The sequence below is a fragment of the Halobaculum rarum genome, assembly GCF_040025155.1.
GTDB lineage: Archaea > Halobacteriota > Halobacteria > Halobacteriales > Haloferacaceae > Halobaculum > Halobaculum rarum.
Window position 1 is genome coordinate 2,029,149 of the sequence record NZ_CP157275.1, and the last position, 25,452, is coordinate 2,054,600.

General features: G+C 70.5%; 29 protein-coding genes. 17 read left to right on the forward strand and 12 right to left on the reverse strand.

Features of this window, described 5'->3' with window-relative positions; translation table 11 throughout:
- Positions 1 to 8 precede the first annotated feature (8 nt).
- Positions 9 to 287, reverse strand: a complete 279-nt coding sequence (locus tag ABJD39_RS10525; protein ID WP_348608121.1) for a PadR family transcriptional regulator — start codon at positions 285 to 287, stop codon at positions 9 to 11.
- A gap of 293 nt (positions 288 to 580) precedes the next feature.
- On the opposite strand from ABJD39_RS10525, the gene ABJD39_RS10530 reads away from it, so the two are divergent.
- Positions 581 to 862 carry an amphi-Trp domain-containing protein gene (locus ABJD39_RS10530; RefSeq protein ID WP_348608124.1) on the forward strand — a complete coding sequence of 94 codons (282 nt, stop codon included), beginning with the start codon at positions 581 to 583 and terminating at the stop codon, positions 860 to 862.
- A 198-nt stretch (positions 863 to 1,060) separates the two neighbouring features.
- On the opposite strand, the gene ABJD39_RS10535 is transcribed toward ABJD39_RS10530, so the two are convergent.
- Both ABJD39_RS10535 and coxB read right to left on the reverse strand, forming a co-directional pair.
- The gene (locus ABJD39_RS10535) at positions 1,061 to 1,207 is read right to left on the reverse strand and encodes a hypothetical protein (protein WP_348608126.1); all 147 of its coding nucleotides are present in this window, start codon (positions 1,205 to 1,207) and stop codon (positions 1,061 to 1,063) included.
- Between the two features lie 171 nt (positions 1,208 to 1,378).
- Positions 1,379 to 2,185 carry a cytochrome c oxidase subunit II gene (gene coxB / locus ABJD39_RS10540; RefSeq protein ID WP_348608129.1) on the reverse strand — a complete coding sequence of 269 codons (807 nt, stop codon included), beginning with the start codon at positions 2,183 to 2,185 and terminating at the stop codon, positions 1,379 to 1,381.
- Positions 2,186 to 2,416: 231 nt separating this feature from the next.
- Here coxB and cyoE point away from each other — a divergent pair, with 231 nt between their 5' ends.
- From cyoE to ABJD39_RS10560, 4 genes are all read left to right on the forward strand, one after another.
- Positions 2,417 to 3,811, forward strand: coding sequence for a heme o synthase (gene cyoE, locus ABJD39_RS10545; RefSeq protein WP_348613634.1), 1,395 nt, complete (start codon positions 2,417 to 2,419; stop codon positions 3,809 to 3,811).
- A 25-nt stretch (positions 3,812 to 3,836) separates the two neighbouring features.
- On the forward strand, positions 3,837 to 4,514 hold the full coding sequence (locus ABJD39_RS10550) for a DUF7546 family protein (protein ID WP_348608131.1): 678 nt from the start codon (positions 3,837 to 3,839) through the stop codon (positions 4,512 to 4,514).
- Positions 4,515 to 4,630: 116 nt separating this feature from the next.
- Positions 4,631 to 4,789 (forward strand): DUF2061 domain-containing protein, encoded by a 159-nt coding sequence (locus ABJD39_RS10555; protein WP_348608134.1) that lies wholly within the window; start codon positions 4,631 to 4,633, stop codon positions 4,787 to 4,789.
- 91 nt (positions 4,790 to 4,880) lie between these two features.
- Positions 4,881 to 5,123, forward strand: coding sequence for a SelT/SelW/SelH family protein (locus ABJD39_RS10560; RefSeq protein ID WP_348608137.1), 243 nt, complete (start codon positions 4,881 to 4,883; stop codon positions 5,121 to 5,123).
- 59 nt (positions 5,124 to 5,182) lie between these two features.
- On the opposite strand, the gene ABJD39_RS10565 is transcribed toward ABJD39_RS10560, so the two are convergent.
- On the reverse strand, positions 5,183 to 5,908 hold the full coding sequence (locus tag ABJD39_RS10565) for a class I SAM-dependent methyltransferase (protein WP_348608140.1): 726 nt from the start codon (positions 5,906 to 5,908) through the stop codon (positions 5,183 to 5,185).
- Positions 5,909 to 6,036: 128 nt separating this feature from the next.
- Here ABJD39_RS10565 and ABJD39_RS10570 point away from each other — a divergent pair, with 128 nt between their 5' ends.
- The 4 genes from ABJD39_RS10570 (at position 6,037) to ABJD39_RS10585 (ending at position 8,986) form a co-directional block, all read left to right on the forward strand.
- Positions 6,037 to 6,297 carry a hypothetical protein gene (locus ABJD39_RS10570; RefSeq protein WP_348608143.1) on the forward strand — a complete coding sequence of 87 codons (261 nt, stop codon included), beginning with the start codon at positions 6,037 to 6,039 and terminating at the stop codon, positions 6,295 to 6,297.
- A gap of 151 nt (positions 6,298 to 6,448) precedes the next feature.
- Positions 6,449 to 7,450, forward strand: a complete 1,002-nt coding sequence (locus tag ABJD39_RS10575; RefSeq protein WP_348608146.1) for an ABC transporter ATP-binding protein — start codon at positions 6,449 to 6,451, stop codon at positions 7,448 to 7,450.
- Entirely contained in the window at positions 7,447 to 8,226 is a 780-nt protein-coding gene (locus tag ABJD39_RS10580; protein WP_348608149.1) for an ABC transporter permease, read from the forward strand. Before ABJD39_RS10575 ends, ABJD39_RS10580 begins: the two co-directional genes overlap by 4 nt.
- Before the next feature lie 115 nt (positions 8,227 to 8,341).
- Positions 8,342 to 8,986, forward strand: coding sequence for a bifunctional 4-hydroxy-2-oxoglutarate aldolase/2-dehydro-3-deoxy-phosphogluconate aldolase (locus tag ABJD39_RS10585; RefSeq protein ID WP_348608152.1), 645 nt, complete (start codon positions 8,342 to 8,344; stop codon positions 8,984 to 8,986).
- A 258-nt stretch (positions 8,987 to 9,244) separates the two neighbouring features.
- On the opposite strand, the gene ABJD39_RS10590 is transcribed toward ABJD39_RS10585, so the two are convergent.
- A complete protein-coding gene (locus ABJD39_RS10590; RefSeq protein ID WP_348608155.1) occupies positions 9,245 to 9,961 on the reverse strand; it encodes a ZIP family metal transporter in 717 nt (238 codons plus the stop codon).
- A 267-nt stretch (positions 9,962 to 10,228) separates the two neighbouring features.
- On the opposite strand from ABJD39_RS10590, the gene ABJD39_RS10595 reads away from it, so the two are divergent.
- Positions 10,229 to 10,606, forward strand: coding sequence for a VOC family protein (locus ABJD39_RS10595; protein WP_348608158.1), 378 nt, complete (start codon positions 10,229 to 10,231; stop codon positions 10,604 to 10,606).
- Positions 10,607 to 10,672: 66 nt separating this feature from the next.
- On the opposite strand, the gene ABJD39_RS10600 is transcribed toward ABJD39_RS10595, so the two are convergent.
- Positions 10,673 to 11,257: a hypothetical protein gene (locus ABJD39_RS10600; protein WP_348608161.1), complete on the reverse strand. Its 585-nt coding sequence runs from the start codon at positions 11,255 to 11,257 to the stop codon at positions 10,673 to 10,675.
- A 76-nt stretch (positions 11,258 to 11,333) separates the two neighbouring features.
- Entirely contained in the window at positions 11,334 to 12,089 is a 756-nt protein-coding gene (locus ABJD39_RS10605; RefSeq protein ID WP_348608164.1) for a YqjF family protein, read from the reverse strand.
- 87 nt (positions 12,090 to 12,176) lie between these two features.
- On the opposite strand from ABJD39_RS10605, the gene ABJD39_RS10610 reads away from it, so the two are divergent.
- Entirely contained in the window at positions 12,177 to 13,085 is a 909-nt protein-coding gene (locus ABJD39_RS10610) for a DUF4349 domain-containing protein (protein ID WP_348608166.1), read from the forward strand.
- Positions 13,086 to 13,134: 49 nt separating this feature from the next.
- On the opposite strand, the gene ABJD39_RS10615 is transcribed toward ABJD39_RS10610, so the two are convergent.
- Positions 13,135 to 14,034 carry an inositol monophosphatase family protein gene (locus tag ABJD39_RS10615; protein ID WP_348608169.1) on the reverse strand — a complete coding sequence of 300 codons (900 nt, stop codon included), beginning with the start codon at positions 14,032 to 14,034 and terminating at the stop codon, positions 13,135 to 13,137.
- Between the two features lie 179 nt (positions 14,035 to 14,213).
- On the opposite strand from ABJD39_RS10615, the gene ABJD39_RS10620 reads away from it, so the two are divergent.
- Positions 14,214 to 16,382 carry a S9 family peptidase gene (locus ABJD39_RS10620; protein ID WP_348608172.1) on the forward strand — a complete coding sequence of 723 codons (2,169 nt, stop codon included), beginning with the start codon at positions 14,214 to 14,216 and terminating at the stop codon, positions 16,380 to 16,382.
- Positions 16,383 to 16,457: 75 nt separating this feature from the next.
- A complete protein-coding gene (locus ABJD39_RS10625) occupies positions 16,458 to 16,958 on the forward strand; it encodes a macro domain-containing protein (protein WP_348608175.1) in 501 nt (166 codons plus the stop codon).
- 59 nt (positions 16,959 to 17,017) lie between these two features.
- On the opposite strand, the gene ABJD39_RS10630 is transcribed toward ABJD39_RS10625, so the two are convergent.
- On the reverse strand, positions 17,018 to 17,254 hold the full coding sequence (locus tag ABJD39_RS10630; RefSeq protein ID WP_348608178.1) for a hypothetical protein: 237 nt from the start codon (positions 17,252 to 17,254) through the stop codon (positions 17,018 to 17,020).
- 266 nt (positions 17,255 to 17,520) lie between these two features.
- Here ABJD39_RS10630 and ABJD39_RS10635 point away from each other — a divergent pair, with 266 nt between their 5' ends.
- A complete protein-coding gene (locus tag ABJD39_RS10635; RefSeq protein ID WP_348608181.1) occupies positions 17,521 to 17,733 on the forward strand; it encodes a hypothetical protein in 213 nt (70 codons plus the stop codon).
- Positions 17,734 to 17,808: 75 nt separating this feature from the next.
- On the opposite strand, the gene ABJD39_RS10640 is transcribed toward ABJD39_RS10635, so the two are convergent.
- The gene (locus tag ABJD39_RS10640; protein WP_348608184.1) at positions 17,809 to 18,939 is read right to left on the reverse strand and encodes a succinylglutamate desuccinylase/aspartoacylase family protein; all 1,131 of its coding nucleotides are present in this window, start codon (positions 18,937 to 18,939) and stop codon (positions 17,809 to 17,811) included.
- 131 nt (positions 18,940 to 19,070) lie between these two features.
- Between ABJD39_RS10640 and ABJD39_RS10645 the strand changes: the two genes are divergently transcribed.
- Positions 19,071 to 19,697, forward strand: a complete 627-nt coding sequence (locus ABJD39_RS10645; protein ID WP_348608187.1) for a beta-class carbonic anhydrase — start codon at positions 19,071 to 19,073, stop codon at positions 19,695 to 19,697.
- 108 nt (positions 19,698 to 19,805) lie between these two features.
- Positions 19,806 to 21,173, forward strand: coding sequence for an NADH:flavin oxidoreductase (locus ABJD39_RS10650; protein WP_348608190.1), 1,368 nt, complete (start codon positions 19,806 to 19,808; stop codon positions 21,171 to 21,173).
- Between the two features lie 53 nt (positions 21,174 to 21,226).
- Here ABJD39_RS10650 and ABJD39_RS10655 read toward each other — a convergent pair whose 3' ends face one another.
- Positions 21,227 to 22,339 carry an ABC transporter permease gene (locus ABJD39_RS10655; RefSeq protein WP_348608193.1) on the reverse strand — a complete coding sequence of 371 codons (1,113 nt, stop codon included), beginning with the start codon at positions 22,337 to 22,339 and terminating at the stop codon, positions 21,227 to 21,229.
- A 94-nt stretch (positions 22,340 to 22,433) separates the two neighbouring features.
- Here ABJD39_RS10655 and ABJD39_RS10660 point away from each other — a divergent pair, with 94 nt between their 5' ends.
- Positions 22,434 to 23,420: an ABC transporter permease gene (locus tag ABJD39_RS10660; protein WP_348608196.1), complete on the forward strand. Its 987-nt coding sequence runs from the start codon at positions 22,434 to 22,436 to the stop codon at positions 23,418 to 23,420.
- Here the strand turns inward: ABJD39_RS10660 and ABJD39_RS10665 are convergent.
- Positions 23,417 to 25,432 carry a DEAD/DEAH box helicase gene (locus tag ABJD39_RS10665; protein ID WP_348608199.1) on the reverse strand — a complete coding sequence of 672 codons (2,016 nt, stop codon included), beginning with the start codon at positions 25,430 to 25,432 and terminating at the stop codon, positions 23,417 to 23,419. The two genes, ABJD39_RS10660 and ABJD39_RS10665, sit on opposite strands and share 4 nt — an antisense overlap.
- Positions 25,433 to 25,452: the final 20 nt, after the last annotated feature.

The window sequence follows — 25,452 nt, forward strand, 5'->3', positions numbered from 1 at the left end:
CCGCCGGGTCACTCCACGTCGACGTAGCGTTGCTCCCACTCCCGGCGGGCCTCGATCTCTCGACGCCCGCGGCGCGTGAGCGTGTAGAAGTTAGTTCGCTGGTCGCGTTGCCCCTTTTCGACGAGTCCCTTCTCGACGAGCGTGTCGAGGTTCGGGTACAAGCGCCCGTGGTGGATCTCCTTTTCGTAGTAGTCCTCGAGCTCCTCTTTGATCGCCAGCCCGTGCGGCTCCTCTTTCCCGGCGATCACGTACAGCAGGTCGCGCTGAAACCCCGTCAGATCGTACATCGGTTATGTCTGAAAAACTGTTATTGTCGGACCGAAATAAACGTGCCGGCGATCGGGAACTTCCGTTCACACCCGTGACACGGTGTCGTCCGTGTCTCAGCTACGTGCTCCGTAATGTAGATAAACAGATATCTACTCGTTCCTATCAGAGAAGTTGACGGTCGGTATCGGGGAGCGCTCGCAGTGACTTGCCCGCGATCACAGCACATCGCCGTCACTTCTGTCGGGGTCGCGTCCGCTTGGCCATTGCTCCGGGCGACTGCTTTTTGACCGTGCTCGACGAGTACTTCGGTATGCCAGAAGAAGTGCTGTTCAAATCCGAGACCCGCCAGGACCGCAGCGAGATCGCCGCCCACCTCCGTGATATCGCCGCGAAGCTCGAGGGGGACGGCGAGCTCACGCTGGCGGGCGGCGGGGAGTCCGTCTCGATGTCCGTGCCCGCGACCGCGACGTTCGAGGTGAAAGCGGAACGCGAAACCGGCTCCGGGCCGGACGAACTGAGCGTCGAGTTCGAGATCGAGTGGGCCGACGGCGACGACCGGGATGCTGCAGACTCGGGGTTCGCGATCGAATGACGGGGACGGTCGGGTAGCGGACACAGCAGTCGCTCGCGACGGTGGTTCGTGGGTTCCGAGAACGAACGGGGGCACGCCGCGGAAACATCCGCGGCGTGCCGCCCGGATCGGTCCCCGCTGACGCTTCGGCCCTCCAGACGAAGCGTCACCGATCGATACCCGCGGGACAGCGATAAAACTACCGGGCGGATCGGGCGCTCACATGTGCTCCTCCTCGAGCACCCATCCGAGCGCGCGCTTGTAATGCGTGAACAGCTTCCTGACGCCCTCGTGGCGCATCTCCTCGGAGTCCAACTGCTCGGCGAGATACTCGTACTGCTCTCTGATCTCCGCCTCGTCGCGCATGTCTCCCTGTACGGTCACCGGCGACTTGAACGCGGGGGCGGCGCGGGTGGTGACTGGGGTGATCCCTCACTGGCGGACGGTGGCGTACAGCGCGGTCAAAAGCGTTGGTCCCGAGCGTGTCTCGGAAAAACGAACCGCGGAACGGTCGGTCGTGGGGAGGCAGTCCGTCGATTACGCGCCGAGGCCGGCCGGCGTAGCCAACGAGGCGTTGCCGGAGCCGCTCGAGCCTGTCTGACTGTCGACGAACTCGTCGTACGTCCCCTGCTCGACGACGATGACGGAGAAGTACATGTTGGAGTGGGCGACGCCGCAGTACTCGGTACAGTAGCCTTGGTAGACGCCCGTCTCTTGGGCGACAGTCTTGAGCGTGTTCGTCTGTCCGGGGATGGCGTCCTGCTTCAGCCCGAGTTCGGGCACGCTGAAGCCGTGGATCACGTCGTCAGAGGTCGAGGAGAAGTACAGATCCTGCCCCGCTGGAACGACTATCACCGGTCCCTCTATCCCCTCCGCCTGCGGGACCACCGACGTGTCGATGTCGCTCGCCGTCAGCTCGCTGATGTTCGACGTCTGGTAGTTCATCCGCCAGTTCCACTGGTAGGCGACGGTCTCGACGTGCACGTCGCCCTCGGCGGGCTCGATCTCCTCGGCACCGGTGTAGGTCACGTCGGGGTTCGCCAGCACGCCGTAGGATGCGACGCCGACGAACAGGAGGATGATCGCCGTCGCGACGGTCCAGGTCATCTCGAGGCGCCGGTTCTCGCGCGTCGGCGCGGGCTCGTCGCTGTCCTTGAACTTCAGGACGGTGTAGATGAGAATGATCTCGACGAGCAGCGTGATCGGGACCGCGACGTACAACAAGTCCGTGTTCAGGCCATTGATCAGCTCCGCCGTCGTCGATGGCTGTGCCGCGACCGGCGTCGCGAACAGCACCGACCCGACGAGCCCGACCAACAGGCTCCCCAGTCGCGTACGCGTCATTACATCCGCGGTTGGCGCACGCCACGTAAATACCTACTGTTGTCGCGCGAAACACCGGATGGCGGGACTGTGCTTCGCGACCGGATGCGAACATCTTCCCCGTCGATCGCGCCATCGGCGCCGGTGTTCCGGGCGAAATCCAACGTGGAAAGCGGGGGGTTGATATGCGGCGGGTCGCAAGGTCGGATAGTGATATCGAAGCGGTTCCCGCCGCTGCTCGCGGCCAGCGCGATGGGCGTGTACCTGCTGCTCGTAGTGGGTGCAACGACGGCCGTCACCGATGCCGCCACCGCGTGTACGGCGTGGCCGGCGTGCGGCGACGGGTTCGCGCTTCCGACGGCGGACGCCGGATGGGTCGCGCTCGGCCATCGGGCGGTGGCGCTCGCCGTCGGACTCCTCGTCCTCGTGACGGGGGTCGCAGCCTGGCGGACTCGCCCGAGTCGCCGGGTCGCGGGGGCGCTCGCGTTGTCGTTCCTTCTGTATCCCGCCCAGTCGCTACTGGGTGCGTACGTCGCGACCGGCGGCCGCGAGACGCTCGCGGTCGTCGCGGGCGTTCCGGTGACCCTGTCGGCGATCCACCTCGTGGGGGGACTGGCCGTGTTCTTCGGGCTGCTCGCCGCGCTCGCGTGGGAACTGGAGGCTCGAACGGGCGATCCCGACGACGAGCCCGCGATCGCGTCCGACGGTCCGGAGCCGGCAGCCGAGCCGATCGGCTCGGAGGACCGCCCACCGATCCCCTCCTGGGGTGCGGACCCGGTCCGCCGCGCGCGGCTCACCGCCGCGGCGTACTTCCGGCTCATGAAGCCGCGGCTGATGTGGCTGCTGTGTCTCGTTGCCAGCGCCGCGATGGCGTTGGCCGGCGGCCCCGGGCTCTCGGTGCCCGTCGTCGCGGCGACGCTCGCCGGCGGCGCCCTCTCCATCGGTGCCTCCGGCACGTTCAACCACGTGTTCGAGCGCGACATCGACCGGCGGATGCAGCGCACGAGCGACCGGCCGCTGGCGGTCGATCTGGTGTCGGTGCGCAACGCGACCGCGTTCGGACTGCTGCTCACTGTCGTCTCCGTCGGCCTGTTCGCGTGGGTGAACGTGCTCGCGGCCGTCCTCGGGTTCGTCGCGATCGTGTTCTACTCGGTCGTGTACACGCTCATGCTGAAACCGAACACCGTCCAGAACACCGTCATCGGCGGCGCAGCCGGTGCGCTTCCTGCGCTCATCGGTTGGGCCGCCGTGACCGGCGAGATCGGACTCGGGGGGCTCGCGCTGGCGGCGCTCATCTTCCTGTGGACGCCGGCGCACTTCTACAATCTCGCGCTCGCGTACAAGGACGACTACGAGCGCGGCGGCTTCCCGATGATGCCCGTCGTGCGCGGCGAGACGGCGACGCGGCGCCACATAGTCTGGTACTTCGGCGCGACGTTGGCGGTCGCCGCGGGGATGGTCGGTCTCGGTCGGTTGGACTGGCTGTACGCGCTCGCCGGCGTCGTTGTCGGCGCCGTGTTCCTGTGGACGATCGTTCGCCTCCACTACGAGCGCGACGAGTCCGCGGCGTTCCGGGCGTTCCACGCGTCGAACGCCTATCTCGGCGTCGTCCTGCTGGCGGTCGTCGTCGACGCGCTCGCGTTGTGACCGCGCCACCGCCGCTCGACCGCCCATGAGCACGAACACCGCTTCACCGACCGGCATCGATCGCTTCGTCACCCGTCGCGATCTGCTGGTCGCGGCGCTGGTGGTCAACATCGAGCTCGCGGCGGTCATCGCGTACTTCGCGCTCACGACTGCCAGCCTCACCTCGCCGTTGTTCACGCTGTACGGACTGATCTGGGTGAACCTCGCGCTCGTCGTGTTCGCACGCTATCGACCGCCCGCGGGCGACGCCGGTACCCGGCGTCGTGCGCTCGCCGTCGCCGTCGGATACGTGCTCCTGTTGGCCGTCTTCGGCGGCGTCGTCGGGGTCGCGCCGCCGCGGACGACGCCGGGCGTGGAGGTGGCGTTGCTTCCGCCCGGGTGGGGGCCGGCGCTCGTCGTCAACGTCGGCGTCGCCGCCGCGGTGCTCATGCCCGCGAAGGTGCTCGGCTACGCTGCGCTGGCGTACCTCCTGTACGGCGCGGTCGTCGACGCGGCGAGCGCGGGTGTGGCGGGCGTGCTCGGACTGTTCTCGTGCGTCTCCTGCTCGCTGCCGATCCTCGCTGGTGCGGCCACCGCGGTCGTCGGCGGCGGGGGGTTCGTCGTCGCGGCCGTCGGCGGGCTCGGCTACGGTCCCTCGACGCTCGTGTTCGTCGTCACGGTCGCGCTGCTGTGGTGGCGTCCCGGCTTCGACCTGTTCCGGTAGCTCGGGCGCACGGCACCGCCATCGTAACTAACTGTTCTCGGCGTCGCTCCGGCTCGCGGTCGCCGCTCCAGCACGGGAAGCGCGCGATCGTCAAGACGCTGTGTGGCCGGGCGCCGATGGTCGCGATCGCGGTGATCGTGGCGTGGATCGGCGGCGGCGACGCGAGCGACGCGGTGAACATGGGGCTCGTCGCGAACGTGGTGAGGACGGGGACGTACTACACCTACGAACGTCTGTGGGACCAGATCGCGTGGGATGTCGCCGACACGGCGTGATCGTCGGACGGGTCGCGGTCGGCCACGAGCATCGGACTCATCGGCCGCCGCCGTCGGACTTACGCCGTGGGCGTCCGTAAGATGCTCACGTATGCCACAAGTAGCGATCGAGTACTGCGTGCCGTGCGGGATGCTGGAGCGCGCACAGACGGTTCAGGCGGCGATCCTTGAGGAGTTCGGACTGGAGATCGAGTCGGTGGCGCTGGTCACCGGTGACGGCGGGATCTTCGAGGTCCGCGCCGACGGGGAGGTGGTGTTCGACAAGGAGTCCGACGAGTTCGACGTGGACGCCATCGTCGAGTCCGTCGGCGGCCACGTCGGCGCGACGGCCTGAGGATCGGGGAGCGCCGCCGGCGACCCGCGACTCGACTCGTTTTTGGGCCGTATGACGGCTCACTCTCCCGCGAGCCGCGCGAACAGGTGCGTCCACGCGCCGCCGTCGTCGTCCGCGACGGTGTCGTCGAGCACGCGCTCGTCGGTCACCCGGAAGCCGGCCTCGCGAAGCTGATCGCGGGTCCGGTCGAGGCCGGGGAACGACCACGCCATCAGCTCGCCCGCGCCGAGCCAGTCCTCGTTCGCGCCCGACCACCCGTCTTCGCCGGTGGCCGCCGTCAGGTAGAGCCGACCGCCGGGGCGGAGCACCCGGGCGAACTCGCGGAAGACGGTCGGATGCTCGGCGATCGGAACGTGGATCACCGAGTGGAGGGCGGTGATCGCGTCGACGGCATCCGCCGCGACCGGGAGCCGCGTCAGATCACCCCGGGCCAGCGCCGTGTCAGTCCGATCGCGTGCGAGGTCGAGCATCGATGCCGACAGGTCGACGCCGACCCCGCCGACGCGGTCCGGGAGGCGGTTCAACACCGGCGTCCCCTGTCCGCACCCGGCGTCGAGGACGCGGTCACCCGCCGCGAGGTCGTCGAGGAACGACTCGACGAGCGGCGCCTCCGCGGCCTCGCGCTCGCGCCGGTACGTCGCCGCCATCCCGTCGTAGCCGTCGCGGACCGCCGCGCGTTGTGTGTGCGGGTCCACGGTAGGTCCGGGGTCGACGTCGGGTCCGGGACCGTCGTCACCGGCCGGGGTGAACTCGTCGTCCACCCCGTCTGAGGGCTCGTCGTTCATACGCGGACCTCCGGTCGGGATGGCAAAACGGTTCGGCCGCCTCGTGAAACGCTCACACGGCGCCGACATGATCGGTTCGATATTCGCCCCGGTGGAATTATGCCCCGGACCCTCGGAACAGCACGGGTATGGCGGGGGGACCGATCGAACCGTGGGCGTCCGGGTCGGCGCCGAGCGACGCCGTCCGCGACGCGCTCGTGGGCGAGCTCGGCGGCTTCGTCGCGCTCGGCGCGACGCTGTCGCCCGTCTGGGCGCTGCACGCGTGTCACGGTTGGCTCGTCGGCGTGGGGGTCGATCCGGGCGCGGCCGCCGCGACCGTCGTCGCCGCCGCGGTCGTCCGGTGGGCCGTCGGCGTCTCGCTGTTCGCGGCGCGGGCGGTCGAGTGGTGACCGCGCGGCCGACCGGTACCCGAGGCGGGCGCATCGTCGTCGCCGCTGACGCCATTGACGCCGTGGACACTGTCGACGCCGTGGTGGCTCCGCCACCGTCACGGGTGCCGTCTTCGGCACCCTTACTTCCGCGAGGACCGGACCGGACGCCATGAACGACGCGACGGTCGTCCGCGCGGTCGACGCCCGAAAGTCCTACGACGGGACGGTCGCGCTCGACGGCGTCTCGCTCGACGTACGCGAGGGGGAGGTGTTCGGCCTGATCGGGCCGAACGGCGCCGGGAAGACGACGCTCGTGCGCGCGCTCACGGGCACCGTCGACGCCGACGGATCCCTCGAACTGTTCGGGGACGCCGCCGGCGACTCGGACCGGTCCCGGATCGGCCTGCTCCCCCAGGAGTTCGGGCCGCCCCAGCGCCTGACCGCCCGCGAACTCGTCGCGTACTACGGCGGCCTGTACGAGGAGTCGCGGCCAGTCGAGGACGTGCTCGCGGACGTGGGGCTGGCGGACGACGCCGACACGTGGTACGAGAACCTCTCGGGGGGCCAGAAGCGTCGCGCGTGCGTCGCCACCGCGCTCGTGAACGACCCCGACGTGCTGTTCCTCGACGAGCCGACGACGGGCATCGACCCGGCCGGCCGGCGCGCGCTGTGGGGACTGCTCGACTCGCTCGCCGACAGCGGAGTGACCGTGTTCCTGACGAGCCACTCGATGGAGGAGGTCGAACGGCTCGCCGACCGCGTCGGGCTGTTGCGCGGCGGGGAACTCGTCGCCGTCGGGACGCCCGCGGAGTTGGTCGCCGAGCACGGCGGTCCCGCCCGCTTCGTCGTCGCCGGCCCCGACGTGGGGGCGGGCGCCGACCCGCTCCGGGGCGCCGGGTTCGCCGTCGAGGTCGGCACCGACGAACTCGTGCTCGGCGACGTGGCGCCCGCCGAGTTGGGTGACGCCGTGACCGCGCTCGCCGACGCGGGCGTCGGCTACGAGTCGCTCACGTGGACCGAGCCGACGCTGGAGGACGTCTACCTCCGACTGACGGGCGAGACGTTCGAGGGGACGTTCACGCCCGGCGCCAGTGCGGTCGGCGCCGACGGCGCCAGCGGCGGCGTCGCCGGCGACAGCGACCCGGCCGCGACCGCGGAGGTGGAGCGGTGAGCCGCATCGGACGGATCCGCGCGGAGACGGTCGCCGCGACGCGGTCGTTCCTCCGACGCCGGACGGCGGTGATGTTCACGTTCTTCTTCCCGCTGCTGCTCGTGCTCATCTTCGGCGTCCTCGTGCGGACCCAACCGGGCGGCGGCGGCCTGTTCTCCCGCCCGGACGCGTACTACCTCCCCGGCTATCTCGCGACGGTCGTGCTGTTCACGCCGCTGTCGCGGATCGGCTCGGAGATCGCCCGCCACCGCGACGGCCACCGCTTCGAGAAGCTGGCGACGACGCCGCTGACGCGGGCGGAGTGGCTGCTGGCACACACGCTCGTCAACGTCGGCGTCATCGGGGTCGCCTCGTTGCTCGTGTTCGCGCTCGTGACGCTCGTCACCGGCGCGGACATCCCGGTGTCGGGTGACCTGCTCCTGTTGGTCCCGTTCGTCGCGCTCGCGGTCGTGCTGTTCTGCGGCATCGGGGCGGTGCTCGGTCGGGTGTCGGACTCGCAGGACGGCGTCATCGCCGCCTCGAACTCGGTGGCGCTGCCGCTGTTGTTCCTCTCGGACACGTTCGTCTCGCCGGACCTCCTGCCCGAGTGGTTCCTCCCCGCGGTGAACCTCTCGCCGCTGACGTACTTCTCGCGGGGCGTCCGCGCGGTGACGTTCGCGGCGCCCGACGGCGTCGGACTGGCGGGCGTCGGAGCGAGCGGGAACCTCGCGATCCTCGCGGTGCTCTCGGTCGTGTGCTTCGCCGTCGGCGCGGTCGCGGTGCCGCGCGGGGAGTGAGCATCGCGGAACGCGCTTCTTCGGCGTCTCTGCGTCGGCTGCGGGGAGATCCTACGTCCCGACGGCGGTCGGCCCATCCGTCGGTTTTATTCTCCGCGCCGGGAGTTACTCGCGTATGAGTACCACCGATGCGTTCGTGGCGGTGCGCGAGTCCGGCGTCGTCGCGGTGCTGCGCGGCGCCGAGCCCGAGACCGTCGTCGACACCGCCGAGGCGCTCGTCGCGGGCGGCGTCACCGCGCTGGAGGTCACCGCCGACACCGCCGGCGCGACCGACATGATCGCCACGCTGTCGGAGGAGTTGGAAGACGACGCGCTCGTCGGCGCGGGCACCGTCCTCGACAGCGAGACCGCCCGCGCCGCGATCGCCGCCGGTGCGGAGTTCGTCGTCTCCCCCTCCTTCGACGCGGGCGTCGTGGAGACCTGCAACCGCTACGGCGTGCTGTGTGCACCGGGCGTGATGACACCCACTGAGGCCATCGAAGCGTACGAGGCGGGCGCAGACATGGTGAAGGTGTTCCCCGCCAAGACGGTCGGTCCGGACCACGTCGCCGCGCTGAAGGGACCGCTCGGCCAGCTTGAGATCATGCCGACCGGCGGCGTCTCCCCCGACAACGCCGGCGACTACATCGAGGCGGGCGCCGTCTGCGTCGGCGCCGGCTCCGCGCTGGTCGACCGCGACCTCGTCGACGCCGGCGACTTCGACGCCATCACCGAGCGCGCCGAGGCGTTCCGCGAGGTCATCGAGGCGGCTCGGGAGTAGCGGGCCGAAGAGGGTGTCTTAGAACAGTTTGCATACCCACATTGCGGGTTCTGTGATTCGCGAAGAACAGAGAACTCACGACTCATTCAGAACACGAATAGATCACCTACAGTCCCCCAACCGGGAGTGTATCCTGATGGCCGTACATCAGTTCGAGCAGCGGTTCGGTCTCCTCCCGGTTCGGCCCCTTATTGATCTAGTGTCTCAACGGGGCCCATTCAGTCGATAGTGAACGACATCATCGGTCCACTCACTTCCTCAGTGGAGCATATCCAGCAGGAAGATAGCGAGGAAGCCAGCAAAGAAGAGTGTCGTCGACACCGGCGTCTCGGGGACTTTCCCGGCCTTCACGAGCAGTTCCTCGGTGACGAGGTACAACAACGCAGCAGAGCCGAAGGCGAGGATGATCGCGATCGGGGCGCCGGTCACGCCGTCCAGTGCGAGCACGCCACCAATGACCCCCGTCGTGAGCAGCAGTCCGAAAACTGTTGGAACGGCGAGTTTCTGGACCACGCCCAGATCCTTGGGCAACGCGACGACGCCTGCAACACCGAGAAAGAGTACCTCGATGGCCAGCGCTATGGCGATGATGACGCCGGTGTCGGGATTGTCGAGGAAGGCTACCCCGATCAGGACTCCGTCAATGATCATATCGATACTGACAACGATGAGCAGCCCGGACGCACCTGCGAACTGTCCGCCGATATCGCGCTTCTCGATGGTCTCGCTCAGCCGGTGAATCCCCAGCATCGTCACGACCCCGATGGCGAACCCGAGAACAACGATCTGGGGTGCTCGACCGTGAACTTCCGGCAGTAGCTCAGCGGCCACGGCGGCGATAACGACTCCGGCCGCAAAGTGTTGGATATTGCTTTCCATCTGTGGCCCCGGTGGGTAGTAGACGGCGATCACTCCGCCGACCAAGGCAGCCACAACCGCGATCGCCGTGTATGACAGCGCCTGCATCAGTACCATGGGGGTCCATCCTAACGGAAGCGTCAAGAATCTTGACTAGACAGCGACCACCGGTCAGACAGGAGGATCGTCGTTACTGGATGCGTGCCTTGTCTTGCGTACGGCTATCGGGACACCTCTCTGAGCCAGTAACGTTCTCGGCGGTCGATACGCGATCCTACTCATCAGGCCTTCCGGCGGTTTCATGGTGAACACAACTACCTTGAGAAGAGTTCTATACCACCCTCGGCCGAAGGCTATTCGTCGCCGCCGGCTGTCGGGTCGCGTATGTCCCACCCCGCCGGCCTCGTCTTCTTTCGCACCGCGAACCGCGAGCGCGTCGTCGACTGGTATCGCGAGGTCGTCGACTGCGCGGTGTGGCTCGAACAGCCGGGCTGTACGATACTCGAACGCGGCGACTTCCGGTTCGGGTTCTGTGACGCCGGCGGCGGCGACGACGCGAACTCCGGGACCGAGACCGAGGGTATCCTCACGTTCGTCTACCCCGACCGTGCGGGCGTCGACCGGATGCACGGCCGCGTCGGCGACGCCGCCCTCGAGGTGCCGCACGTGAACGAGCGCTACGACCTCTACCAGTTCTTTGCGGAGGACCCGGACGGCCGGACCGCCGAGTTCCAGACGTTCCTCCACGACCTGCCGGAGTGACGGCAGCCAGTGGGGGTCGGCGATGCTCGCGCGCTCGCGTCGCGGTCGGTCACTCCTCCGCCTCGGTCACTCCTCGGCGCGCTCGCGGTGGACCGACTCCCCGTCGATCCAGTACACGTACGTCTGCGTGAACCAGTCGGCGTGGACGACCGTCGAGGTGGCGGTGCCGTCGGCGGTCGGCTCGCCGCCGGTGTTCGAGTAGGCGGTGCAGGTGACGACCGCCCGCCAGGCGTCGCCGCGGCGCTCGACCGCGTCGAGTTCGCACTCGGCGGACACCTCGCTGGTCTCGTCGTACCAGAGGCTGTTGTACACGTAGCGGTACTCGTACGTCCGGGCGAACGAGCCGACCGAGGACTCGTTCAGCGTCCGCGGGCGCTCCGGGCGCTCCTTCGGCCCGTCGGGCCAGCCGATCGACTCCCCGGGAAGGGGCGTCGACGCGGCTGCTGTGCTCGTGGTGCCGGCGGATGTCGCCGCCGGCGACTCGGGCGACGCGCTCGGTGACCCGTCACCCGTCGTGGGGGCGCCGGGCGTCGCGAGACAGCCGCTCGTCAGGAGGAGGGCGACGGCAACCGCCGCGATGAGGGCTCGACTACGGGGAGATATGCGTCCGGAACACCCGAGGCGGTCGACAAGTGTCTTGTGTCGGGGCACTTCGGCGAGTCCCGAGTGAGCGGACCGGTCCGTGACGGCCCCGTCGCCGCGGCCGACCGGGGCGGACGGAGGCCGGTCAGTCGCCGTCGCGCTCGACCGGGATCTCGACGCCCGGACGGTCGTCGTCGGGCGTGTCAGTCGCGGTCGTATCGAGCCGACGGATCCGGTCGGCGGTCACCTCCGTGCCGGGCGAGTAGTGGCAGATCGGCTCCCCGGCCGGCGCCTCGAACCCGTTCGCCTCGAACAGCGTGTTCGTCCGGATCTCCGCGTCGGCGTCGGTCAACGGCCACGGCTCGTGGGCGATGTCGCCGTAGTACACCCGGCCGCGACCCTCGGTGTAGAACCGGTAGTTCTCCACGAGGAACGCCTCGAGGCTCCCCGGCTCGGGCGTCCGGGTCTCGCCGTCGGGCCCGTACGTCGCGTCGAAGCGGGCCTCGGGGGCGCCGGGATGGGTCCGGTGGCTGGTGACCGTCACGCGGTCGTCGTCGCGGGTCACGTCCATCGCCGCGCGGTAGTACGGCAGCCGAAACAGCGTCCGCGCGACGGCGACCCCGATCGGGTCGGCCGCGTCGAGGTTGAAGAAGTACACCCCCTTCGTGTCGCCGTCGGTGACGTACGTTCGAAGGTTCAGCTCCGGGAACGACAGCCCGACCGGTACGCCACGCGGCCGGATGTCGGTCATCTCGAAGGGGACGACCCCGAGGTAGGCGTCGCCCTCGTACGTCGCCACCGAGAGGGACTCCGGGAGGCGCGCCTCCACCGTTGCGGGGTCGACGCGCCAGTGGGCGAACAGGGCGTCGCGCCACCGCATCGACAGCAGGCGTCGCTGCATACGATCCGTAGGCGCCGCGCACGGAAGGGTCAAACGGCCCTTTGAGCGTCCCGAACGGTTAGGCGCCCCGCCTCAGTACGGTGTCGTATGCGACGTGGCTCACTCGCGACGATCTGTTGTGTCCTGCTCGTGGTGCTCGCCGGCTGTGCGGGCGCGGGCGGCGGTTCCGACGCCGGCGGCGGTGGGGACGGCGCGGGGACGGCCGTGGAGGCCAATGCCGAGGCCACGGCCGCCGCCGATTCAGGCGACGCCGGGTCGGGAGGCGCCGGGTCCGGAGACGACGGCGCCGGCGCGAACGTGAACGCGCAGGTGGCCGACCGCCAGCTGATCTACGAGGCGACCGTGGAGCTTCGCGTCGACGACTACGAGGCCGCCAGCGCGGCCCTCACCGCGATGGTCCGCGAGCGCGGCGGCTACGTCGGCAGCTCGCGGACGGAGGTCCGCGGCGAGGGCAACGAGACGTGGACGACCGGGCGGCTCGTCCTCCGGGTGCCGTCGGGCAACTACTCCGGCGCGATGGAGGCGATCAACGAAACCGGCGAGGTCCGCTCGGTCGACCAGTCCACGCAGGACGTGACCTCGCAGATCGTCGATCTGGAGGCGCGCCTGGAGAGCCTTCGCGCCGAGCGAGACCGCCTCCGGGAGCTGTACGACCGAGCCAACGACACCGAGGACGTGCTCGCGGTCCAGCGCGAGCTCTCGGACGTGCAAACGGAGATCGAACGCACCGAGGCGCAGCTTCAGAGCCTCGAACGTCGCGTCGCCTACTCGACGATCACCGTCGAGCTTCGCGAGCCCCGCCCGGACTACGAGCCGCCCGAGCGGAGCGCGTGGTACGAGACGCCGCTGACCGAGGCGTTCCTCGACTCCGTCCAGGGCGTGATCGTTCTCGGTCGCGGCGCGGTCGTCCTGACCGCGTACGCGCTCCCGTACCTGTTCGTGCTCGCGGTTCCGGCGGTCGGAGTCGCATGGGGGTACCGGCGCGCACGCCGGTGAGTCAGGGAGTGACGGCGGCGGCGACACGGAGCCTTCCTTCCTCGCGATCTCACTCGCGGACTGATTCCCGGACCTGCTCGGGGAGCGTCTCGACCAGCGCCGCGAGCGTCGCCTCGTCGACGGCGCCGGCGTAGTAGCCGTCGCCCGAGACGGAGACGACGCCCGCCTCGCTCGCGAGCAGTTCGCCGGCCTCCTGTTCGAACGGGTCGGGGTACGCGCAGACGACGCCGCCGATGCTCCCGCGGGCGAGCAGCCCCCAGTCGACGCACGGCGACCACGTCTCCAACACCCGCTTGCACCGCCCCCACAGCGCGCGGCGGACGGCGTCCGTCTCCGCACGGAGGTCCTCGTCGCGGATGGCCGGCAGTCCGACGACGAGTGAGATCGTCGAGCGGTCGAGCGGGCGATCCCGCGGTGTCACCACCAGCGGCTCCCCGTTCAGCGTCGCGCCCTCGTCGCGGACGGCGACGTAGCAGTCGTCGACCAGCGGCTCGTAGATCGCGGCGACGAGGGTCTCGCCGTCGACCTGCGCCGCGACGGCCGTCGCGATCGAGGGGAAGTCGATGGCGTAGTTGTTCGTCCCGTCGAGCGGGTCGACGATCCACTCCACCCGCCCGTCGCCCGAGCGCCCCGACTCTTCGCCGTGGAGCGTGTGGCCCGGAAACTCCTCGCGGATCCGCTCGAAGATGAGTTTCTCGGACGCCTCGTCGGCCTCGGCTTTCACGTCGTCCGTGTGGTACTCGCCGACGGTGCCGCCGTCGCGAAACCGCTCGGCGAGGTAGTCGCCGGCCGCGCGAACCGCCGCTTCCGCCGTCTCCGCGAGCGCCTCGGGGGTCGGAACTCCAGCGGCGTCCCAAACGCCCGCGGCGCCGCGGTCGTCCACGGTGTCGTGGTCGTCCGCGGCGTCCTCGCGGCTCCCGCGTTCGGGACCGTCGTCCTCGTCGATCATTGTCGAGGATGGGCCGCTCCGGCGCTTCAACGCCTCGGTTCCTGCGAGCGGCTCCGGTCGCGGCGACGACGCGACCGCGACTGCGATGCGACCACGACGACAGCGCGGTCGGAACTTCGGATGCGGCCGCGACGACCGGATGACGAACCTATTTCCGACGGCCAACGGCACCACGTTTCATGACGGAACTACCGCTGGACGCCTTCTACGACCTGACGCAGGTCGGCGAGGTCGCGGTCTCGCCGACGGGCGACCGGGTCGCGTTCACGACAACCGAGTACGATGCCGACGCCGACGAGCCGGTCGGGTCGCTGTTCGTCGCGGCGGCCGACGGGAGCCGCGATCCCCACCGCCTCACGCGGGTCTCGGGCGCCTCCGCGCCGGCGTGGTCGCCCGACGGTGACCGACTCGCCTTCCTCGCCGCTCGCGACGAGGACGCCGAACGCCGCGTCGGCCGCGACGATGGGGACGACGAGGACAATGGGGAGGGAGACGAGGACCCGGAGGACGCTCCCGCCAACGGCGGCAACGGCGACGAGGAGCCGACCCAGCAGGTGTGGGCGTTCGACCTCGCGCTCGGCGGCGACGCGACCCAGATCACCGACTTCGAGGAGGGTGCGAAGGAGTTCGACTGGGGCCCAGACGGGGAGCGCCTCGTCGTCGCCGCCCGCGATCCCACGGACGCCGAGCAGGCGTACCTCGACGGCCGCAAGGAGGGAGAACCGGTCGAGACCGAGCGCCTCCAGCACAAGCTCGACGGCGTCGGCTACACCGACACCGTCCGGACGTACCTCCACGTCGTCGACGCCGACACCGGCGAGGCCGAGCGCCTCGACGACGCCCACGGCGGCGGCGCCTACCAGGACCTCTCGGGGCTCCAGCCGAACTGGGGCGCGAACGACCGGATCGCGTTCACTTCCTGCCGCGAGGACGAGCCCGACGACACGCTCGTTCGCGACGTGTTCACGATCGCGCCCGACGGCACCGGACTTCGAAAGCTCACCGACGGCGACCGCTCGGCGAACGCGCCCGTCTGGTCGCCCGACGGCGACCGCCTCGCCTTCCTCGGCGGCGACCCTGTGAACTGGTGCATCCCGACGCAGGTGTACCTGTACGAGGACGGCGAGTACGCGTCGCTGACGGCCGAGTTGGACCGCACGGTCGCCCGCGGCGGCGCGCCGGTGTGGGCCGACGACGGGACGCTGTACTGCCTGTTCGCCGACGAGGCGCGCACGCGGCTGATGCGGGTCGACGCCAGCGGCGACGCGGTCGAGGCTGAAACCGCCCGCGACGGCGACGGTCACGCCGCCGAGCGCGTCTTCGAGGCACAGGGCGACGACCGCGCGATGGCCGGGTTCGATCTCTCGGCCGACGGCGAGCGCGCGGCCGTCGTCCTCTCGCACCCGAACGACGGGCAGGACGTGTACGGCGTCGACGCGGCGGACCTCGACGCCGACCACGAGGACGATGCGGCGTCGCTGACGCGGCTCTCCGAGGTGAACGTCGACCTCACCGACGAGTACGCGATGCCCGAATCGAAGCGTATCGAGTGGGAGAGCGACGGTGAAACCATCTCGGGGATCGTGTATCACGACCCCGACGTTGACCTCTCCGACGGCGACCACCCGCTCGTCGTCGCCATCCACGGCGGCCCGATCAGCTACGACGAGCCGGTGTTCAGCTTCGACCACGCCGCTCTGACGAGTCGCGGCTACGTCGTCCTCCGGCCGAACTACCGCGGCGGCTCCTCGTACGGCCGGGAGTTCGCCGAGGCGCTGCGCGGCCAGTGGGGAACCCACGAGGTGACCGACATCGCCAACGGCGTCGCCGACGTGATCGAGCGCGGCTGGGTCGACGACGAGCGCGTGTTCGGCTACGGCTTCTCCTACGGCGGCATCGCGCAGGGGTTCCTCGTCACGCAGGAGCCGGATCTCTTCACGGCGGCCGCGCCGGAACACGGTATCTACGACCTCCGATCGGCGTACGGCACCGACGACTCCCACATCTGGATGGAGAACGAGTACGGGCTCCCGTGGGAGAACCCCGAGGGGATCGACGCGTCGTCGTCGATCACCGACATCGGCGACGTCGAGACGCCGCTGCTTGTCACTGCCGGGCAGGAGGACTGGCGGTGCCCCCCGAGCCAGAGCGAGCAGCTGTACGTCGCCGCGAAGAAGCAGGGCGTCGAGGCGCGGCTGGTGCTCTACGAGGACGAGCACCACAACATCGGCACGCCCGACCGCGCGATCCACCGGCTGGAGGAGGTGACCGCGTGGTACGCCCGCCACGACCCCGCCGTCGACGACCCCGACGCCGACGACCCGCACGGGCGTGAGGACGAGGAGTAGGGCCGTCATCACGGGGAGTAGGGCCGTCATCCCGGCCGGACAAACGATTTGAGGGTCGACGCGGATCCCCCGCACATGGAGTTCGAGGTGATCCACGGCGACATCGCCGGCCAGTCGGCCGACGCGTTGGTGAACGCCGCCGGTACCAGCCTGAAGATGGGCAGCGGCGTCGCCGGCGCGCTCCGACGGGCCGCGGGGGTCGGACTGAACGAGGAAGCGATGGCGAAGGGACCGGTCGATCTGGGCGCGGTCGCCGTCACCGACGCGTACGACCTCGACGCCGAGTACGTGATCCACGCGGCCGCGATGCCCCACTACGGGGGCGGGAAGGCCACCGAGGACAGCATCCGCGACGCAACCCGGAACGCCCTCGTGGCCGCCGACGAGCGGGGCTGCGAGTCGCTCGTGATCCCCGCGCTCGGGTGCGGCGTCGCGGGGTTCGACCTCCGTGAGGGAGCCGAGATCATCGCCGAGGAGATCCGTGCGTTCGACCCCGAGTCGCTGCGGGACGTGCGGTTCATCGCCTACTCCGAGGAGGAGTACGGGACGGTTCGAGGGGCGGCCGAGTCGGCGTGATCGACCGGCGACGGCGGCCGTCTGGCTACGGTAGTCTCCGGGCGACGCTGGCCCCCGGATTACACCGGCTTCCTGACCGCGAGGCGGGCGGCGGCGCGCGTGCGGAGCCGTCGACCGATCGCCCGGAAGAGCCGAGAGCCGAGGGCGCCAGCGAGGACACCGAGCGCGAGGGTCGGATGCTGGAGGGCCGCGAGCGCGACCAGCGGGACCAGGGCGAGTGCGAGCGCGACCGGGAGCGACGGGTCGCGCCGTCGTCGTTCGTGACGTGACTGCGTGTGTGCGTGTGACGTGTACATGGTGGCGTGGGTGGAAGGCGGTCGGTGAACGGTTCGCGAACGGGCGCGAGACCGCCCGCCATCACGCCGGGATCGCCGAAACGACGCCGGAGGGACGGACGGTCTATCGCGCGTGACGTGATCCGAACACTGGAATCAGCACACCAACACGTCCGAGGGCGGACACGAAAAACGTGGCCCGAGAACGTGACACACTCACAGGGCACTTGTCCGCCAGTCCCTTCCGCCGTCGCCACCGATTTGCCCGGCGCTCCCGACGATCCCTCGTGAACGTCCCCCCGGATCCGCCGTCGACGTGTCCGGTCTGCGACGCCGCCTACGACTTCGTCTCGGTCCACGACGCCGGACTGCTGGTGAACCTCCTCGACAACGAGCGCTACCGTCGGGTGTGCTTCGAACCCGTCGCCGGCGATGACGGGACGCCGCTGGTGGAGTTCTACCACCACACGCACGAGCAGGCCGACGCCGGCGGCGCGTGAGGCGTTCGCGGCACCGCTATGCCCACGGCCGCTCCTTCGGAACATCCCTGAACGGACTCGCTCACATCCGTTCGCTCAGGCCCAGGGACGTTCCGAGAACTCCCCGCTGTCGACCTCCCGCTGGATCTCCGCGGCGGTCTTCTCGTCCACGCTCACGAGGTGACACAGCGGGTGCCCCGGCGCGGCGACGGGGTTCTGGAGCGCTCCAACGATCACTCCCGTGAACGGCGCGCGAACGGTCCGCTCGCGCGTCTTGAAGTGGTCCGTGATCGTGCAGATCGCGTCGCCCTCGCGCACCAGCGGCGCGTCGTACTCCATCTCGACGAGGCCGCCGGTGTCGGCGCGGAGCCACGTCTTGTCCTTTGCGGCGTCGACGACGCGCCGCCAGCCGGGGTAGATCACCGGCTTCCCGGGCAACACGTCGTACTCCGCGAGGACACTCTCGACGCCGTCCAGCCCGCGCTCGATCAGCTCGGGCTGGAAGCGATGAGCACGCCCCATCTCGATCGTGATCGTCGGTATCCCGGCGTTCGTGGCGACGCTCCGGAGGCTCCCGCCGTCGGCCTCCCCCGAGAGGACGACGTTGCTGCCGAACGCCCGGGCCAGCCGCGCCACCGCCGGGTTCGTCATGTCCGCACGGACGTGGTACATCGTCGTCCGCCCGCGCGTCGAGGTGTGAAAGTCGAGAGCCAGATCGCACTGCCGGACGAACGTCTCGTAGATGGCGTTGGCCATGCGCTCGGCCGTGTTCGAGCGCGGCTTCCCCGGGAACGACCGGTTGAGGTCCTGGTCGTAGATCGGGAGATAGCGCTGTTGGGCGAGGTAGCCGGGGACGTTACACACGTGGATGCACACGAGCGTGCCGTGAATCTCTGCGGGGTCGTAGCCGGCGGCGACCTCCTGCAGCACCTTCACGCCGTTGAGTTCGTCGCCGTGGATCGCCGCCGTCAGGAGGACCGTCGGCCCGTCGTGCTCGCCGTTGACTACGGTGACGGGAACCTCGACCGGGTCGCCGAGATACGTCTCGCCCACCTCGTGGCGGAAGTGGCGAACCTCGCCGGGGTCGACATCGGCCTCGTATCGGAACGGCTCCGGTCCGTCGCTCCCGTCCCTCTCGACTCCGGTTCCGCTATCGTTTCCGCTGTCGTTCCCGCCATCGTTCACGCGTCCGTTCGCATCCGTGTGGTTGCCGCCGGGGTCGCTCATACCGCGTCGGTGGGACGGGCGACCGGATGAACCTCCCGGAGGAATCGGCAAGCATTGTGACGTGATCGGATCGCCGGAGGGACTCTCGGTTGCCGAAACGGACCCTTCGGTCCGGTCCCTGTTTCTGATCGATGTCCGACACCAGCGACCGCGACCACGAGCACAGCCACGTTCACGAGCGCGTCGACGAGTCGGTCGACGCCCACGACGACTGGGCGCGACGGCGACGCAAGGGGATCCCCACCGACGAGAACCTCCTCGTCGTCGCCTGCATGGACGAGCGCATCCCCGTCGAGGACGCGCTCGACCTCGAACTGGGCGACGCACAGATCTACCGCAACGCCGGCGGGAAGGTGACCGACGACGTGATCCGGTCGGCCGCGCTGACGACCAACTTCTTCGAGACCGACGAGATCGTCGTCGTGAACCACACCGACTGCGGCATGATGTCCGCCTCCGACGACGACGTCGCCGCGGGCCTCGAAGCGCAGGCCGAAGCGGCGGGCGTCGACCTCGACGAGGTCGATCTGGACCCCGCGCTCCCGGAACTCGACATCGGCGACGCGAGCGTCGCGGAGTGGGTCCGGATGACCGACGACATCGACGAGGCCTGCGCCGCGCAGGTCGAGTTCCTGGAGAACCACGAGCTGATCCCCGACGGCGTGACCGTCTCGGGCTACGTGTACGAGGTCGAGTCCGGCGAACTCCGCCGCCCGGGCGAGCGCGTCGCCGAGGAGATCAGCGAGCGGCGCGCCTGAGGTGCCGTAGATGCGGGCGACGCCAGCGGCGCCGCCGTCGTCGGCGACGATCTTCCGGCCGGAGCGTCCGGCCGAGCGTTCATACTCCCGGAGCGCGAGCGTTCGCCCGTGCCGGCGCTCACTGACCCGCTGGAGATCGGGGATGTCACGCTCCCGAATCGGCTCTACCGCGCGCCGCTGCTCGAACACGCGGGTAACGGTCCCGACGCGGTCGACACGCTGATCGACGAATTGGAGCCGGCAGCCGCTGCCGGCGCGGGCCTCGTCTGCCAGGGAGCCACGATCGTCCGCGGCGAGGGGGGCTGTGCCGCGCCGGGGATGACCCGCGTCCACGATCCCGAGTTCGTCGCCGACCTCGAACACCTCACGGACGCGATCCACGACCACGGCGGCCGGATCGCGATCCAGCTCGAACACGGCGGCCTGCGCTCGATGGAGACGTGGCACCGCGGCCACCGCGAGCGCAACCCAGGCCCCCGGCAACTCGCCGTCTCACGCCCGCCACGACCGCTTCGGCTGCTGGACCGCCTCGGCTTCCTGAGCTACGACCCGCATGTCCTCACGACCGCCGAGTGCCGCGAGTTGGCCGCTGACTTCGGCCGCTCGGCGGCCGCCGCCGTCGACGCCGGCTACGACCTGATCCACCTCGCCGGCGCGAACATGGGCATCGTCCACCAGTTCGCCTCGCCGTTCTACAACCGCCGCGACGACGAGTTCGGCGACCCCGCACGCTTCTTCGAGGCCATCCTCGGCGAGATCCGCGACCGCGCCGGCGACGTGCCCGTGCTGACGAAGGTCCCCGCCGAGACCGGGGCGCCGCCGGGAGTCGGGCCGACCCTGTCGGCGGGCGACTGTGTCCGCCTCTGTGAGCGACTCGCGGACGCCGGCTACGACGCGCTCGTCCCCGTGAACGGCTCGGTGTTCTGGGACATGAGCGTGATCCGGGGGGCGTTCCCCGGTCGGTCGTGGCGCGACGAGCGCTTCCGAGCGGGGTACGTCGACGCGTTCGGCTCGCGCCCGCGGGCCGCGCTCGTCGCCGCCGCCAACTGGGCCGAGTCGCTCGTCTACTCGCGCGAACCGGCATGGAACGCCGGCCTCTGCCGCAGGGTGCGCGAGCGCGTCGATGTACCGGTCCTCTGTGAGGGCGGGATCAGAGACCGGGAGACGATCGACGGTCTGCTCGGCGACGCCGCTGACGCGGTGGGGATGGCCCGTCCGTTCTACGCCGAACCCGAGTTGCCGGCGCGCCTGCTCTGGGCGGACGCGGCGACGGACGGGGTCGCGGCCGTCTGCGATGACTGCAACAACTGCGTCGTCCCGCAGGCGGCCGGGGAGTCAGGCGTGTGTCGGACGCCGGCGGTGCTCCGCGAGGCGGGCGAACTCCGGCGCGCCGGCGCGTACGAGCGCGCCGGCGGTGCTGACGGCGGGACGATCGACGGCGGGAGTGTCGATGACGGGGCCGACGCGGACGCCTGAGTCACGCCGCGAACGAACCGTAACGCCGCGCGTGCGTCGCGACGGAGTCACCTTCAGCCGGGCCCGCGGACCGTCGAGGAGCCACGGTCGAGCGCGTCCCGTGCGGCGTCGCCCGCGACGCTCGCCGCGACGGCCGTGAGGACGAGCGCGGCCGCGGGGGCCGCGGACACCCACCACGTCAGCGGGAAGAACTGGTCGAGCCCGCGGGCGGCGATCGCCCCCCAGGAGAGCAGGTCGAGGTCGGTGAGATCCATGTACGCCAGCGCCGCCTCGACGAGAATGAGCGCCGGCGCGCGGGCGAACGCGGCGATGATGACCGAGTCGGCAACGTTCGGGAGCACGTACCGCCGCAGCAGCCCCGGGCGGCCGGCCCCGGCGACCCGGCCCGCCTCGACGAACGACGACTCCGTGACGCGGATGGTCTCGCTGCGCACGAGCCGCGCGATGCTCCCCCACCCCAGCAGCCCGAACGCGAGCACGAGCAGCCACAGGTGCCGGCCGTACACGTACGCGAGCAGGACGTAGACGACGAACGCCGGGACGGTCTCCTGCACGTCGACGTACCGCATCAGCGCGTCGTCGACCCACCCGCGGCTGGTGCCCGCGGCGACGCCGACGGCGGTTCCGAGCGGGACGATGAGCGCGGCCGCGACCACGGCGACCTCCAGGCTTACCCGCGCACCACGGACCAGCAACACGAGCACGTCGCGGCCGAACGGGTCGGTGCCCAGCGGGTGTACGAGCGTCCCGTGGCACCGGTTCTCCACGACCGGCCCGAGACAGTTCGAGGCGACGATCGTGTCGACGGTGAACCCGACCGGGGGGAGGTAGGCGCGCGACGCGTCGCCGAGCGGCTCCGCGACGACGACCGGACCGAGGACGCCCACGGCGGCGAACACCGCGAGGTACGCGGCGGCGAGCCTGGCGCCGGTTCGCTCGGCGAACGCCGCGCGGTACCGGTCCCGTCGGGACGGGTTGCGCGCGAACGGCAGGACGACGAGTCGGACGACGGCCACCGAGGCGAGCAGGAACAGCCAGTCGGTGGGCGACTGCTCGCCCGGGAGGCCGCCGCCGATGAGGTCGACCGCCGCCGCGGCCGCGATGACGGCGCCGGCGAGGAGCGCGAGCGCGGTGTCACGACGGCGGACGCCCTCCGTGTTGCGCATCGACGGTGGGTCGCCTGCGCCGCACATAACGTTACCCAATACTGAACAGTCCGTTTCAGTATCGCTTTTGGGGCCGGCCGTCGAGTCGGCGGTCGTGTCCCTCCGCCGCCGGGTCCTCCGTCGGACCGCCTTCGCCGTGCTCACGGTCTATCTCGTCTGTTCGGTCTCGTTCCTGCTTGTGGCGGTCCCCGGCGACCCGAACACCGCGTCGGTCCGCCAGGCGGCCGCGATGGCGGCGACCGGGAACGAGTCCGAGCGCGCCGGCTATATCGAATCGCAGGTGGAAGCGTACCGCGCCGCGAACAACCTCGACGAGCCGCTCCACCGGCGGTACCTCCGCTGGCTCGTCGCCGTCTCGACGCTGAACTGGGGCGAGGCGCGCAGCGTCCCCGGGAGCGTCACCGACGCCATCGCGCGGGCCGCGCCGTACACGCTCGCGTACCTCGTCCCCGGCTTCCTCGTCGGGGCCACCCTCGGCGTCGCGAGCGGGGTGGGGTCCGCGCTCGCGGGTCGGCGCCCGGTCGGCCGGCTCGCGTCGACGGCCACCTACCTGCTGGCGGGCGTCCCGAACTTCTACCTCGCGGCGGTGCTGCTCGTCCTCGTCGGCTCGGCGTTCGGCTGGGACGCCACCGGCTGGGAACGGGGACCGTGGCCGGTGAAGTACTGGCTCCGCATGGCGCTGCCGGCCGCCGTGACGGCCACCGGGACGCTCGCGGCCGCCCACCGTCACGCGCGGGCGAACGCGCTCGCCCGCCGGACGGAGGACTACGTCGCGCACGTCGTCGCCACGGGTGCGGGTCCGGTCGACACGGCCAGGCACCTGCTCCGTCCCGCCGCGGTGCCGCTGCTCACGCTGCTGTACGGCGACCTCCTCGCCGCGCTCGTCGTCACCGTCTACGTCGTCGAGTACGCGTTCGGCATCCCCGGGATCGGCGCGCTGAGCTACGGCGCCATCCGGGCGCGGGACGTCCCGCTGGTGCTCGGCACCACGTTCGTCGTCGTGCTCGTCGGCGTCGCCGGGTCGTGGGCTCAGGACGTGCTCCACGCGGTGCTCGACCCGCGTGTCCGCGAGGACGGCTAGGTGTCCTCCTCCGCGGACGACACGAGCCGCTCCCGCGCCGACGCGAACGCCGGCATGTCGACGCCGACCACGTCCGCGAGCGCGTCGGCCGCGCCCAGCAGCCACTCGGCGCGCTCGATCCGAGACTCCAGGTCGCCGGGGCCGATCCGGTACGCCTCGACCAGTTCCTCGACGCTCGCGCCGTCGACCCACTCCGCGAGGATCCGCGCGGTCTTCACCGACTCCAGCCACGCCTCGAAGTCGGTGGCCTCGGTCATTCCGGTCGTCAATTCCGCCGAGCGGTCGCGGGCGAACTGGTAGATCTCGGCGCGCTCGGCGTTGCCGAGGTAGGTGTCGACCATGTCCGGGGTGTCACAGACGATCTCGAACGCCGTCAGCTCGGTTACGTCCGCGTCGTCCATCCCCGCGACCGCCTCCAGCCCCTCCGCGATTCGGACGCCCGTCTCGGGGGTGACGTACTGCCGGGACACCTGCGCGCCGAGGTCGGTCGCCTCGATACCGCCGTCGTCGCCCCCGGACGACGCCGCCAACATCCCGTCGTCGATGAGGCTCGCGACGGCGTCGCCGACGGCGCCGCCGAGGTCGGGGTTCGCGGTTCTGGAGGCGTAGAAGGTGCCCGAGAGCGCGTCGAGCACCGCCGCCTGCGACCCTGCGACGCCGGTGGCGACGAGCGCGAGCGTGTGCGTGCGGAGCGCGGCGGGGTCCCGAAGCTTCGACTCCACTCGCTCGGGGTCGGCGGTGACGTAGCGGTCCCACAGTTCCTCCCGCCCGTCGGTGTCGTCGGCGACGAGCACCGCCTCGCCGTACGGGTCGAGGTGCGGCCGACCGGCCCGCCCGCACATCTGGTGTACTTCCAGCACGGGGAGCCACTCGGTGCCCGATCCGGTGTAGCGCCGCTGGTCGCGCACGACCACCCGCCGCGCGGGGACGTTGACGCCGGCGGCAAGGGTGGGGGTCGCACAGATGACCGCCAGTCGGCGCTCGCGGAACGCCCGCTCGACGAGCGCGCGGTGGTCCGAGGAGAGACCGGCGTGGTGGAACGCGACGCTCCATGCGGCCGCCTCGGCGAGGCGCTCGCCGGTTCCCGTAGTGCCCGCCTCACGCAGTTCCTCGGCGACCTCGGCGGCGGCCCGCTCGGGGTCCGCGGCCGGAGCGTCGGGGTCGCCGCCGCGGTCCGCCTCGGCCGCGACCGCCGCGAGACGCTCCTCGCTCAGTCGGTCGGCCAACGCCTCCGCCTCCCGTCTGGAGCTGACGAACGCCAGCGCCTGGCCGCCGTCCTCGACGGCACCGCGGACGAGGTCGACCGTCGCCTCGGTGTCCGCGTCGCTCGCGGGATCGCCGGCGTCCACGGGGACCGACAGGTCGGTGTCGTCGTCGAACCGGACGGTGTCGTCGGCGTGAACGCCGACGCGGAGGTCGACCGGGCGCCACGCCGACTCCACCAGCTCGGCGTCCAGCCACGCCGCGATGTCCTCGGGATTGTCGACGGTGGCCGACAGCGCGACGACCTGCACGTCGGGCGTCCGCCGGCGGAGGGTCGCGAGCGTCACCTCCAGCGTGGGGCCGCGGCCGGGCGAGCCGAGCAGGTGGACCTCGTCGACGACGACGCACGCGAGGTCGTCGACCCACTCGGCGCCGTTGCGGATGGCGGAGTCCACCTTCTCGCTGGTCGCGACGATGACGTCGTTCCCCGCCAGATCGCTTGCGGCGGAGTCGTAATCGCCCGTCGAGATGCCGGCGTCGACCCCCGGGAGCGCGTCGAACTCCTCGTACTTCTCGCGGGCGAGCGCGCGCAGCGGGCAGACGTACAGCCCCGGGCCGTCGGCCGTCAGGAGCGCGAGCTCGGCGACGAACGTCTTGCCCGAGGCCGTGGGGACCGCGGCGACGACGTTGTCGCCGTCGCAGACGCCCGCTTCCACTGCCGCGATCTGCGGCGGATAGAGCTGCTCGATCCCCGCCCCCTCGAAGTGGTCGACGTACTCGGGGGCCAGCGGGAGGTCGGCGACGCGCATTCGATACCGATGGTGGGTCT